Here is a 12,988-nt window from a genome sequence, read left to right on the forward strand (position 1 = left end):
TAGGTTTGTTAGCACAACTAAAATACGAAAATCCCCGAATTATGCCAAATACGCGCATATTCGGGGATTATTTTTTGATGCAAAGTACTGATATTTAATATCTTAACCCTTTAAAGGGAAGCCTAATTGAGAACGGTCTAAAATTCAGCAATTTTAAAAAAACATCACTTTCGGGGAAAAGAAAAAATTCCCCCGAAAGTGAATGAAAGCTTAGCTTAAATAAACCCCGATTTCGTCGCCAGTGAGTTTTACGTGTATGTGTTCGTTCAGGGTAGTACTCATCGCATAGCCCACATAATCGGCAAAAATCGGGAAAGAATGATGCGCCCGATTGACCATCACGGCTACTTGAAGGCGTTTTAAAGATACCCCAAGAAAGGGCGAAAGGCTGTAAGCTAGTGTGCGCCCCGTATTCAGCACATCGTCGACTACAATGATGACCTTTCTGCTCAGGAGTTGTTTATCTAAATCAAACTGAACGGGGCTGGTGTGTGGATGGTCTTTATTGAGGTCAATTTGCATAAGATGAACCTTCAATTGGGATATTTCTTTTAAGAAAACTTCCAACAACCGCGCCATTTCGTATCCTTCTCCCTTGATCCCTGCTAAGACGACGCTTTCTTCCTCGAAATTTTTTTCATAAATCTCAAAAGCGATGCGTTTGATTTTTTGGATCGTTTGGTCGGACGAAAGGATTGTTTTATGCATGGACATTTTGCGTTGATGCTTTTTTTGATATTGAATTTGAGTTTGGCACAATTTTAGCCAACTACTACCTGAAATCAAACTCAAATGGCTCATTCATTATGAAAATCTTCAGAAATATATTTTTGGTGCTACTCATTGGAGGTACAATGTGTGGATTTACGTCAATCGGGAATCGAGAGGCGGAAATTGCCGAGCTAATCAAAGGCTCAATCAAAACCGGGAATGCCCATACGTTGGCGGATCACTTTGAGCGCAGCCTAGAATTAGTGATTGATGCCGAACGGGTGGATTTCCGTCGGGTAGGTGAGGAGCAAGCGGAACTGATTCTGAAAAATTTCTTTAAAAAATATCCCCCAAAGGACTTTAAGTATGGTTTTCAAGGTACGGCTTCGAAAGTGCGTTATTGCACTGCAACTTATCAGGCGGTCAATGGAAGTAAATTTCAGGTATATATTCTGATGAGAGTCACCGAAAAAGACTACCGAATCAATACCTTGCATTTTAAGAAAGAATAGGAAAACGATAATAGAAAAAGGGCGTTGGAGTTTGGAATGTATTTTCCAGAATCCAGCGCCCTTTCGTTTTTGATAAGGCCTATTTGATTACAAAATTGCTTTCTTTGATGCCTTTGTTGATTTTTACGGATTGCACTTCCTCTTTCGACGAGAATTGCCCGTTGCCCTGTTCGCGGGTGTACGGAATTTTTACCCCGTTGCCATCCTTAATTTCTTTGTAATTACTGAATGTAACATTCATCATGCCGCCGCCCATACCGCGCTGCCCGCCCCCAGGTCGCTGCCCGTCTTGAGCGCCGGGTGCTTGTCCTTGACCGGTTCCTTGCCCGCCTGGTTGTCCTTGTGGGCGTTGGCCACCGCCTCTCATTCCTTCCATATTGGCCATTCTTTTTACTTTTAAGCCACTTTCAACGTCAAAGAATTCGCTCCATTTTCTTCCTTCAGGGATTTCAAAGTCTACTTTCCACGCGTCTTTGCCATTTACGGCTTCTTTGCCAGCAACTGTTTTTATAATGCCATATTCTGCATAAAGCAATTCAGGAAAGGGAACATTTTGTAAAATCTGGGCGATGGCATCTTTGCCCTCGGCTACCCGATTGTTTGTATTGCCGCCAAATCCCTGCACGGTTTCGACCTTTGCCCCGTCGCTGGTGGAACGCATTACCTCGTTGCCCATCATGTACCTGACCGATGAGAATTTGTTGGGTTTCTTGACCTTGATTTCAGATTCCATGGTGCCGCGTTGGGTTTCGGCGGCGGTTCCGATGGTCAGGTCCTCGATTTTAGCGATGGCGTCTTTGCCGCCAATGGCCGCAAGGTACTTATCAATGATGGCGTCGGCGGTAGGGGTATCCTGTGCCGATACATTGAGCATGACCCCAAAAAAGAGCAGGGTTGAAAATATTTTTTTCATGAGTATATTATGATGAGTGAAAAGTGTTAAAACTTGCGTTTGGAACAAACAAATGTACATAAAACCAAATGTTATTGTGAGTAGAGTAGATAGATTTTGGGAAAATGCCGCCCAATCTCCCCTTCAAATCGTTCAATTGCCTTTATTCATCGAGCGTGGGGTGAAGGTGTATATAAAAAGAGATGATTTGCTGCATCCATTCGTATCGGGGAATAAGTGGCGTAAGCTAAAATACAACCTTCTGGAAGCAGAAAGACGGGGCTTTAAGCGGCTTGTAACTTTTGGCGGTGCTTATTCCAATCACATTGCGGCCGTTGCGGCGGCGGGTCAGGCCATGGGTTTTGAAACGCTAGGGATTATCAGGGGCGACGAACTTCATGCCGACTCAAACCAAACCTTACAATTTGCGTCTCTATGCGGAATGCAACTGCAATTTGTCAGCCGGACCGAGTACCGGGACAAAGAGCGGTTGGTGAAGCATTTAGGGGTTGATGCGTACATCCTTCCCGAAGGCGGCTCCAATCAATTGGCAATAAAAGGAGTAGGAGAAGCGGTAGCAGAGATTCAGTCCCAACTTTTCGCCCCGATTGATTATTTGTGTACGGCTTTTGGGACGGGCGGAACCTCGGCGGGATTGCTATCGGCCGCCGTATCGGCTAAAGTACTGGTTTTTTCAAGTTTGAAAATTGAAAAGCGAGACGTAGAGGAACACCTAGCGGCATTTGTTCCGCTATACGACAAAACGTGGGAGATTTTTACGGACTATCATTTTGGGGGGTACGGAAAAGAAACCGAAGAACTTAACCAGTTCATCGACGACTTTGAGCAGGAAACCACCATACCCTTAGAGCAGGTTTATACGGGAAAGATGATGTATGGGGTCGTGGACTTGGTGCGAAAAGGCTATTTTAACCAAGGAGATGTCGTTGTGGTTTTACACTCGGGAGGGCTACAGGGCAAAAGAAAATAGCTCCGAAGATCGGAGCTATTTGTCTACCTATTAACAGCCATGAAAACAAATATTTTTATGCCACGGTGGGCTTGAAAGCAATTTTATTGATTTGATAAAATGAGCCAAAGAGCAAGGAAGTATAAAATAAGTCTCCCATGATTGTGTTCAGAAACAAATTACCAAATAAGGTTTGTTGGTAAAAGGCCAATCCTGCGGTGTAACAGGCAATTAATCCCTGCCCCGTTTGTGGATACATGCTACCCCCGAACCAAACAAATAAGTTTGTTATTAAAAAGAACGAAACGGAAGCAACCAAACTTGAAACAAACAGGCGGCTAACGGTCACTTTTTTTAAGTAAACTATACCAAAAACGGTAATAAGTGCAAAAGAAAGGTAGGTTGGGAGAGATGGGTTACCAAGCAGGGTGTCGCTCAATAGCATGGCAGCGGCCGGTATCATGAATGCAAATAATTTGCGATTAAACTGTGCAGCACCAAATAGGGCAATTGCTCCGATAGGAGTAAAATTGAACGGATGGGGTACTATCCGAGAAAGTGCAGCTACTATGATAAGTATAACTACTGTACTAAACCTCGACACACTTAAATTCATGACTGTAGTAAAACGTTCTCTCAATATTACGTATTGTTAAATTTTCTTTTGTCCCTTTTACATCGAACTTGGGTGTAAAGATAAAATGATATTTTTTAAAAATGCAAGAAGTGGCCAAAAAAAACGATAAAAATTCGTAAAAATTAAACCAATGCCTTTTGATTGTCTCAAAATGAGACTTTAGAGGTTTTTTCAGTCAAAACGGGCAGGGTGTTTTAAATACAAATATGTTTTTGGACGGTAAAATATCAGGCGTGAATTAATTCTTTGATGATGAAGGTCATGTAGGGTTCGGCTTTGTAAGCGGCGGCCAATATCTTCTGAATTTCGGCTTTTTCAAGTTGTTCAGGAATGCACATATCCGTAATGACTGAAATGCCAACCACTGGTAAATCCATGTGGCGGGCCACGATCACTTCTGGTACGGTGCTCATTCCTACGGCATCTGCTCCCAGTAATCGCAGCATCCGGTACTCGGCTTTGGTTTCTAGTTGTGGACCCGTTACACTAACATACACGCCTGCGTGTGCACGGATTCCGTTGGCTTGGGCAATTTGGAGTGCTTTCTCAACCAACGTCGTTTCGTAGGGTTCACTCATGTCGGGAAAGCGGTCACCGAGGGTGGAAAGATTGGGGCCAATGAGCGGATTTTCAGGCAAGAATAGGCTGATATGGTTGTTGATGATCATCAAGTCGCTTACCTGATAGTTTTCATTAAGTCCCCCCGCGGCATTTGAAACGATTAATTGCTGGATTCCTAACAATTTCATGACCCTGATGGGAAACGTCACTTGTTGCATGGAATAGCCTTCGTAATAGTGAAAGCGCCCCTGCATACAAATTACTTTCTTCCCGACCAGCGTCCCAAAGAGTAAACGCCCTTTGTGCGATTCGACGGTTGAGACGGGAAAATGAGGAATGTTGTCGTAGTCAATACTGTACGCAATGTCAATGTCTTGTACCAAAGCCCCCAAACCCGTACCCAAGATGATTCCGGTGGTTGGCGTAAAGTGTTGCGTATGTTGCTGAAGAAATTCGGTGGCTTCCTGTATTTGTTGTAATGTCATGGAAAAAAGGGGATGAGAATGGGCAAAAATAAGAAAGGGAAGCCGCTTCATCAAGAAACGACTTCCCTATTAGGGTTTTAATATCCTTGATTAAGGAATGATTTTTACGGTATAGCAACCTTTAGGGGCGCTGATTTTGGCGAGTTGTTTGGTCAGGGCAGGGGTTCCTCCTTTGGTGACTTTAAAAAACTCAATTCCACCATCACGATTGCCGTAGTCAAAATATTCGTATAACGAAACGGCTAGGTTATCGCCTGTTTTATCAAAAATAACGCTCTCAGGGGCAATGCCGTCCAAGTCATAATCGGCTACTTTTGCCATTTTACCGTCTTTTGCCAAGGTTAACAACGAAAGGGTTGCTTTGCCAACGCTGCCTTCCCAAGGTTGAGCCGAAGCATTTTTGTTGGCTGTTACGATGGTGGTTCCGTCGGGGCTGATGCTAAAGCTTTCAGCGCCGATTCCTACGGCCGTTGAACCGAGGACTTTATGCTCGGCGGTTTTTGGGTCTTCGGCGGTTGTATTGAACTGAATGGCCGTCAACTCGCTGGCGGCTGAGCCATCCTTCAAATCTGAAACAATAAATAAGGTGCCATCGGGCGTAAACGCACCAGGGCCGGGTTTCCCCGTAATTTTTGCGGGAGTACCGAAGGGCTCAAACGTAGCAATTTTGTTTTGCGCATTACGCTTGGCCTTGAAAAGCCAGATTTCTTTGGTCTCTTCGACCGTAATGGCCACAAATTCGCCGTCGGGGTGCCACGTAACGTCCGTTGCCCGGGCATTTTGGAGGTTCAACGCGATGGGCACGTTCCGGGTAGGAAGGCCGCCCGCACCGATTTCAAATAATCGTAATTCTTTACCGGTTTCTTCCGAAGTAATCAGAAGGTTGCTGCCCAGCATATCAACGGCCGTTGGATTTTTACCGACGGGCACTTTGCGGGCCGAAGGTTTGGCCAAGTTTGAGATGTCCACGATGTACATGTTAATGCCAGAGGGCAACTCAGCAATACTTTTGACGGTTTTTAAACTGTCGGTCGTCTGCGCCCGCGATTCAATCACGTACGCATACCGACCATCCGAAGTAATGGTGGCGTTGCGGGTCCATCCAAAAGCGGAGTTAGGCACGGGCGATGAGCCTATATCCTGACCTAGTTTGAGCGGGAGGGGATAAACCGTCAATGCATCTTTTACGCCAACTTGTTTCAATAGTTTGCCGTCTACACTTGCCGAGGCGGCCATGTCGCCGTCAGACAGCGCAAGGATACCGCGGGCATTAAACTCAATGGTGGGTTTTTGGGCCAGGGCAGTGGTCACACTCAACAACGCCATACCCAATGTTGCACTCAAGTTTTTCATGGAATTTTACAGTGGTTTCAGGTTATACAACGATTAGATTCAATAGTTAATTTTGCATAAATACAAAAAAACCTTCAAAACTACTCGCTTTGAAGGTTTTTATAAAACAAAAAAGAACTAAGCAGTGGCTGCAAGACCGTTTACGTATCTTGCTAACTTCGATTTGAGGTTACCTGCTTTGTTTTTATGAATGATGTTTTTCTTCGCTAATTTATCCAACATAGATGACACCGTTTTGTAAAGTTCTGATGCCACAACCTGGTCTTTGGTATCGCGCAGTTTGCGAACCATGGTACGGGTTGTTTTGTGTTGGTAACGGTTTCTAAGGCGTTTTGTTTCGTTGGCCCGAATTCTCTTTAATGCTGACTTATGATTTGCCATTGGTTTATTGTAAAATATATATTGTCTTGATTTCTACAAAAGGAGTGCAAAAATACAGCCTCTCATCTAAAAAAACAAGTTTTTATTGAAATTTGTGGCCTGAAATTGTTTTAAGCATTTTATCAGAGGGTATTCCTCCCAGCTAGAGTTAACGCCCTTAGGAAGGTTTCGATGGCTGGTAACACTCATTGGTTGGTGGCGGATTTTTCCAGGGCATTATATAGTGGGGTGTAAGTTCTTTTCTCAGAAATAGAAATATTTGGACGGATAAGTTGCCCCTGCGCTACGCGGGTGTAAAACGATTCATTATCGACCCAAATTTGGGTTTGTTTTTGGCCCCAACGCTGGTAGATAAAACGGCCATTGTATACGTTTTACGCGTGGTTTTTCGTTCTTTGGCAAAATTATCAGAATAACTTATTAGTATTGCGTAACTGAAGAAACCTAATTCCCTCATCATGCTTTTAAGACGCAGCGTTCTTCCACTATCCATTTGTTTCCTTTTATTTATCCGGGTAAATGCCCAAAATACCCTCGGATATACCGAGGCCGACGTACATTATCGTAATGGCGTAGAGCTATTCGAAAAATCAAATTATTCGGCCGCCAAACAAGAGTTCAGGTATTATTTAGAGAAACGGCCCGCGTTGCTCAATACCAACGACTACACGGCCGTAAATGCCGAATATTACACGACCTTGTGCGCATTGTATGCCGATGCCCCAGAAGCAGAGTTGGCCGTGGATCGTTTTGTGCGAAACCACCCCGAGCATCCCAAAGCGGCGGTGATTTACAGCGATTTAGGGAAATACTACTTTGACCGGGGCGATTATTCAAACGCCGTTACCTACCTGACAAAAGCACTCGAACGCAGTGCCAATTACTACGCCGCCGCCGAAACCCGCTATAAGTTGGGCCTGTCGTATTACAGTTTAAAACAATACAATGCGGCCTTGCAGTACTTTGCCGAAGTACAACGCGACCCTACGAGCGATTATTTTGCCCCTTCGTCGTATTATGCGGGGGTGATTCAATACCAAAACGGGAAGTACATGGATGCGTATCGTAGTTTCAAAAGCATCGAGACAAATCCGCAGTTCAAAGCTGATATTCCCAACTGGATTGTGGCTTCGCTGTACCAAGCGGAGCGTTATGACGAACTCATTGCTTATTCGGAGCCGTTGCTGCGCCGTCAGCAAGGGGGAGGGGTCAAACTCAACGACGTGGCACTTTACACCGCCGAGGTGTATTATGGGAAAGGCAATTATGCAGAAGCTGCCAAAAATTACGCCTTGTATTCGCAATTGAAAGGACGAGAAACCGCAGCCCCCGCGCCAGTTCAGTTTCGGTATGGTCATTCCCTTTTTCGTACGGGCAACTATACGGGTGCCATTGACCAGTTAAAAAGCGTTTCGACCCGGAAAGATACGACGGGTCAGTTTGCATCTTACGTCATCGGAATCAGTCATTTACAAAACAAAAATCCGCAGGCGGCGTTGACGGCGCTGGATAATTCATCCAAATTGGCGTTCAATAAAAACATTCAGGAAGAATCGACCTTCAACCACGCCAAAGTGCAGCTTGAACTGAATAACCATTCGGCCGCTTTTACTGAATTACAGGAGTTTCTGAAAAAATACCCCAATAGTAGCTTTGAAGAAGAAGCCACTAAGCTGTCCATTTTGTCGCTGACCAAATCCAACAACAGTGCGGCGGCGGTGGCGTACATTGAGAAACTGAAGAAATTGGACGAGGCAACCAAAGCCGCTTATCAGCGTCAAACCATGAATTTGGGTATTGCCGACTTTAACGCCGAGCGCTATGCCCAATCCATCGTTAACTTCGATAAATCCCTTAAATATCCCCTCGACCGTGACATTGAACAAGCCGCTAATTTTCAAAAAGGGGAGGCTTTTTCGGCCATGAATCGTTATGGCGAAGCCATTCCCATTTATCAGCAATTGGTTCGTGGCAGTTCGGGTTCTCCTTATGGCATTCGTAGCCTTTATTCGTTAGGGTACGCTTATTACAACACCAAAGACTATAAATCTGCCCTGACTAATTTCCAGCAATACGTTGCCAAAGGAAAAACCGTCGGCGACCCCCAGACCCTCGAAGACGCCACGATTCGAATCGCGGATTCTTACCTGACGGATAAGAACTACGCACAGGCCATGGCCATGTACGATAAAGCGCTCAGTGAAGGCCGTTTAGACCGCGATTATGCCCTGTATCAGAAAGGTTTGATTCTAACGTATCAGGAAAAAGACGTAGAAGCCAAGGCTCAATTCGATAAGGTGATTGCCCAATTCCCAACGTCGCGGTACGCCGATGATGCCCTTTTTCAATCGGCCAACATTGACATGGAACGGGCAAACTACCAAGCTGCCATTCGTGCTTACAGCCGCCTGATCAAAGACAAACCACGTAGCTACCTGATTCCGCCTTCGCTTTTGAAACGGGCGTTGGCCTACAATAACATTCAGGTGTACGAAGAGGCTGTGCGCGATTATAAACGTATTTTGAGTGAGTATTCAGACGCTCCAGCGGCCAAAGAAGCCTTGTTGGGACTTCAATCTACGCTCGAAAATGCGGGACGGACCGAGGAAATGTCGGATGTACTTTCTGATTACAAACGCAAAAATCCGCAAAGTACCGAAACCGAAAAATTGGAATTTGAAACTGCCAAAGGATTGTACGCCGACGGTAAGTATCCCCAAGCGCTCAAAGCCCTGCAAAGTTTTATCCGGGATTATCCCAATAGCGGCTCGGCCACGGAAGCACGGTATTTGGCGGGAGAAAGTTTTTACCGTTCCAATGATTTTCCCAATGCCATCAAACTGTTTAACATGGTCATTGGGGAATCAGACGAGCGGTTTACCCCCAAAGCGGCGTTACGGGCGGGAGATATTGAAAACCAACAGGGAAATTATCCCAATGCCGTGCGTAATTATTACGTCGTGTTTGCGCAGTCGGACAGTAAAACCGACCGGGTAACGGGATTGATGCGATTGATGGATACCTACTTTGTGATGAAGAAATACGATTCGACCCTGTATTTTGCCCGTGAGGTGATTAACGCGGGAGACGTCATTCCAGGTTCAACCAAAAAAGCCCAAATGCAAACCGCGAAAGTGTACATCGAAAAAGAAGACTACAAGACCGCCGATGCCGAATTGAAGAAAATTCTGGCGGTTTCCAAGGATGAGTTCGGGGCAGAAGCGAAGTATTGGGCCTCCGACGCCTTATATCGCCAGCAAAAATACAAAGAAGCACAGGCGTCGGTGATGGAATTGAATAAGCAATTTGCCGACTATGAAAAGTGGCGGGTAAGGGCCTTTATCTTATTGGCCGATGTATATGTGGGATTGAAAGACCCCGATCAGGCCAAAGCTACGCTTCAATCAGTGATTGAAAACACCGATGATGCCCAGGCCCTCGAACTGGCCAAGGCAAAATTGGCCGCATTACAATAACCCACACCGCACATATAGGAAACGGATAACCCAATCGAAACGGACAAACGATGAAAAAAATACTCGTATCGCTCTTAGTCAGCCAGTCACTATATACCCTTCTTTCCCAAGACGTTTTGGCCCAAAAACCAACGGGAGAGATTGACAGTCAGACGTTTGAAGTTGAGAAAAAGAAAAAAATTGAATTGCCACCGGCCAACCGCCTGTACAATAAATTACAGCCGTTTACCAACGAGGACGACGACCGAAAGTTAAATTATGAATTTCGCGCGCCCAAACTTACCCTTGGTGCCCCAAAGATGACCCCCAATGTGTTGCCCGTCAACGGAAATGAGAAACCCGAAGAAGACGGTAACCTGCAAAATTACGTAAAACTCGGCGGGGGCAATTACGGTAAGGTGTACGGCGAAGGATTCATGGGGGGCCATACCGAAGACTTAGGGTATGATGTTCACTTTAAACATCTTTCTAATCAAACTGGACCCGTAGACGGGAAAAATTCGGCCAATAGTGAGAACCGCTTGAAAATCAACGGGCAGTATTTGGGTAGTACTTTTAAGTTGGGGGGGACGCTTTTTTATGACCGCGACAATTATTATTTCTACGCAAACCGCAACCAACCCAACGCCGAAGTTCAAAAGGCAAACATACGTCAAACGCTCAACACCTTTGGTCTTCAGGTTGGATTTGAAAATATTGACAACAATAAATTCATTGACTATGCCCTCAAAACCTCTTTGTATCGTTTGAGTGACCGCTACAATGCGGGCGAAACCGACTGGGGAACCAATTTTTCGGGTTCTATTCCGATTACAGAAAACATCTTTGCGCTGCTGAACGCCGATGCCTTTGTTTCGCAGCGGGTCGATGCCGAAACTTTTAAGCGTAACATGTTCAGCATCAAGCCTGCGTTCAAATTTGCCTATAATGCGTTCACGGTAACGGCGGCATTCAAAGCCGTCAACGAAACCGACGACCGACTTAAAATTAACCGTACCGTCGGGTTCCCACAATTGGAAGTAGATGCCGTTCCTTTCAACGGAGTACACATCTTCGCGGGTTACGGGGGAGATATGACCCGTAACACGCTCCGCTCATTATTGGGCGAAAACCGTTGGTTAGCCCCCAATGTGATCATAGCCAATACCGAACGAAGCCGAGACATCTACGGTGGGTTAAAAGGAGAAGTGGGGCCGTCGTTTCAGTTTGAAGGAAAAGTATCTTACGCGTTGTTTAAGAATTTTTACGGATTCAACAACGATTGGCTTGATTCGACAAAGTTTGCCGTCGTGTATGATGCCGACTACATCAACGTGCTGACGGTTTCGGCCCAGGTAGGCTACCAATACCAAAACATTGTTCGTTCTACCCTGCGCGGTGATTTTTATGATTACGGGGTCAAACGTCTCGAACAGCCCTGGGGGCGTCCAACGACCACGGTGACGTGGAATAACCACTTTGTTTTCAGCAAAAAAATGTTCGCAACCATCGACGCCTATTATATCGGCGGAATCAAAAATCGGAACTTCCTAACGGGAAAAACTGTAGCCTTGAAACCCATTGTGGATTTGAATTTGAAGGTGGATTATCTGCTGACGCGCAACTTTTCAATCTTTGCCTCGGTCAACAATTTACTGGGCAAAAGCTACGAGCGGTATTTGTATTATCCGCAACAGGGCCTTAATTTCTTAGCTGGATTATCGCTCCAGTTCTGAGATAAAAAAACTTTTATAATGGCAGATGCGTCAGAGTGTTCTATAAGAAGCAATTAGCCATCTTTCTCTTTTAATTTAAAAAGCAATCGTCTTCGGACTATTGCTTTTTTTTTTTTGAATGTGTACCTTAGTACCCAATTCCCCATAAACGGTTTGATGAAAGATATGATATCGGTATTGGATTATACCCGAAAATTGCTTTTCGAACACGACTGTGTTGTTCTGCCTGACCTAGGCGGGTTTTTAGTGTACTTTAGCCACGCTTTTTACAGCGAGCAAAATGCACTTTACCACGCACCCCAAAAAAGGGTAGCCTTTAACGAAGCGCTCAAATTGGACGATGGATTATTGGCGCATTACCTGACCATCAACGAGCAAATCTCCCGCGAAGAAGCACAGAAACGAATTCGGAAATTTGTGGAAGACATCAAACAGTCCATTCAGGAGAATGGTAGTTTTATGTTGGAGGGCATTGGAAGTCTGGCCAATAATGAGGAAGGTAAACTTCAATTTGAGCCTTTGACCTTGGTTAATTTTTACGCCGAGAGCTATGGTTTGAAATCTATTCATGTTAATCAGGTAGACCCAACGTTGAAAATTGCCGAAACTGCGGATGCCTACAACTGGATTGAGACGGACCGTGCGGCTAAGGAGTTGACGTATGAGTTGCCCCGTCGTCGTCGTTCACGCGTTGGAATGTACATAGGAGGTCTTTTGATTGCAGGTTGCGCGTTGGTAGCGGGAATTACCCAGTTGCCTTCCGAAAGTTTAAAGTCAAGCCTCAATCCCTTTGACCTTGTACCTGCCGTGAAGGCGTGGTTTTCAACTGATATAAAATCTAACAGCGTTAAAAAACAGCACTCAGTCCCAAAAGAGATAGCGACGTTACCCGTTGAAAATGAGGATTTAACGCCTAAAGAATCGGTTCCTGCCGTAGCAGTTACGCCCATAGAAGTGAAAGAAACCATTGCCGTAAAAAAAGAAGTTATAGAAACACCTATCACCAAGGTAGCCGCACCAATTTCATATAAATCAGACGAGAAATCTGACTTTTTGGTGATTGCTGGTGGGTTTTCAAACATTGAAAACGCTCGTAAACTTGAACAAAAATTGCAGCGTAACGGATACGAAAACGCCCACATTCTCAACCCTGAACCCACCGAAGGTAAATTAATCATTGTGGCGGCCATTGGGTGTGAGAATTCTAAAAAAGCAAAATCACAGTTAGCCCGTGTAAGTTTTCTTTCGGGAGCCAATGCTTACGTATTTCGTCAATAAGGAATTACTTTTATCGA

11 protein-coding genes are annotated in these 12,988 nt (G+C 45.0%); 5 read left to right on the top strand and 6 right to left on the bottom strand.

The window, feature by feature from the left end:
- Positions 1 to 210 precede the first annotated feature (210 nt).
- The gene (locus DVG78_RS24100; protein ID WP_199563290.1) at positions 211 to 708 is read right to left on the bottom strand and encodes a phosphoribosyltransferase family protein; all 498 of its coding nucleotides are present in this window, start codon (positions 706 to 708) and stop codon (positions 211 to 213) included.
- A gap of 98 nt (positions 709 to 806) precedes the next feature.
- Between DVG78_RS24100 and DVG78_RS24105 the strand changes: the two genes are divergently transcribed.
- The gene (locus DVG78_RS24105; RefSeq protein WP_114463592.1) at positions 807 to 1,223 is read left to right on the top strand and encodes a DUF4783 domain-containing protein; all 417 of its coding nucleotides are present in this window, start codon (positions 807 to 809) and stop codon (positions 1,221 to 1,223) included.
- Between the two features lie 79 nt (positions 1,224 to 1,302).
- Here DVG78_RS24105 and DVG78_RS24110 read toward each other — a convergent pair whose 3' ends face one another.
- Positions 1,303 to 2,136 carry a hypothetical protein gene (locus DVG78_RS24110; protein WP_114463593.1) on the bottom strand — a complete coding sequence of 278 codons (834 nt, stop codon included), beginning with the start codon at positions 2,134 to 2,136 and terminating at the stop codon, positions 1,303 to 1,305.
- A 52-nt stretch (positions 2,137 to 2,188) separates the two neighbouring features.
- Here DVG78_RS24110 and DVG78_RS24115 point away from each other — a divergent pair, with 52 nt between their 5' ends.
- The gene (locus DVG78_RS24115) at positions 2,189 to 3,106 is read left to right on the top strand and encodes a 1-aminocyclopropane-1-carboxylate deaminase/D-cysteine desulfhydrase (RefSeq protein ID WP_114463661.1); all 918 of its coding nucleotides are present in this window, start codon (positions 2,189 to 2,191) and stop codon (positions 3,104 to 3,106) included.
- A 55-nt stretch (positions 3,107 to 3,161) separates the two neighbouring features.
- Here DVG78_RS24115 and DVG78_RS24120 read toward each other — a convergent pair whose 3' ends face one another.
- From DVG78_RS24120 to rpsT, 4 genes are all read right to left on the bottom strand, one after another.
- The gene (locus DVG78_RS24120) at positions 3,162 to 3,725 is read right to left on the bottom strand and encodes a DUF6580 family putative transport protein (RefSeq protein WP_229598307.1); all 564 of its coding nucleotides are present in this window, start codon (positions 3,723 to 3,725) and stop codon (positions 3,162 to 3,164) included.
- 224 nt (positions 3,726 to 3,949) lie between these two features.
- Entirely contained in the window at positions 3,950 to 4,768 is an 819-nt protein-coding gene (locus DVG78_RS24125) for a purine-nucleoside phosphorylase (RefSeq protein ID WP_114463595.1), read from the bottom strand.
- A 90-nt stretch (positions 4,769 to 4,858) separates the two neighbouring features.
- A complete protein-coding gene (locus tag DVG78_RS24130) occupies positions 4,859 to 6,121 on the bottom strand; it encodes a lactonase family protein (protein ID WP_114463596.1) in 1,263 nt (420 codons plus the stop codon).
- 117 nt (positions 6,122 to 6,238) lie between these two features.
- The gene (rpsT, locus tag DVG78_RS24135) at positions 6,239 to 6,502 is read right to left on the bottom strand and encodes a 30S ribosomal protein S20 (RefSeq protein WP_114065675.1); all 264 of its coding nucleotides are present in this window, start codon (positions 6,500 to 6,502) and stop codon (positions 6,239 to 6,241) included.
- A gap of 458 nt (positions 6,503 to 6,960) precedes the next feature.
- On the opposite strand from rpsT, the gene DVG78_RS24140 reads away from it, so the two are divergent.
- From DVG78_RS24140 to DVG78_RS24150, 3 genes are all read left to right on the top strand, one after another.
- Positions 6,961 to 9,978: a tetratricopeptide repeat protein gene (locus tag DVG78_RS24140; RefSeq protein WP_114463597.1), complete on the top strand. Its 3,018-nt coding sequence runs from the start codon at positions 6,961 to 6,963 to the stop codon at positions 9,976 to 9,978.
- A gap of 50 nt (positions 9,979 to 10,028) precedes the next feature.
- Positions 10,029 to 11,693, top strand: a complete 1,665-nt coding sequence (locus DVG78_RS24145) for a TonB-dependent receptor (protein WP_114463598.1) — start codon at positions 10,029 to 10,031, stop codon at positions 11,691 to 11,693.
- Between the two features lie 156 nt (positions 11,694 to 11,849).
- A complete protein-coding gene (locus DVG78_RS24150; protein WP_147277167.1) occupies positions 11,850 to 12,971 on the top strand; it encodes an HU domain-containing protein in 1,122 nt (373 codons plus the stop codon).
- The last annotated feature ends 17 nt before the right edge of the window (positions 12,972 to 12,988 follow it).

Origin of the sequence: Runella aurantiaca (assembly GCF_003339505.1) — a bacterium.
Lineage (GTDB): Bacteria > Bacteroidota > Bacteroidia > Cytophagales > Spirosomataceae > Runella > Runella aurantiaca.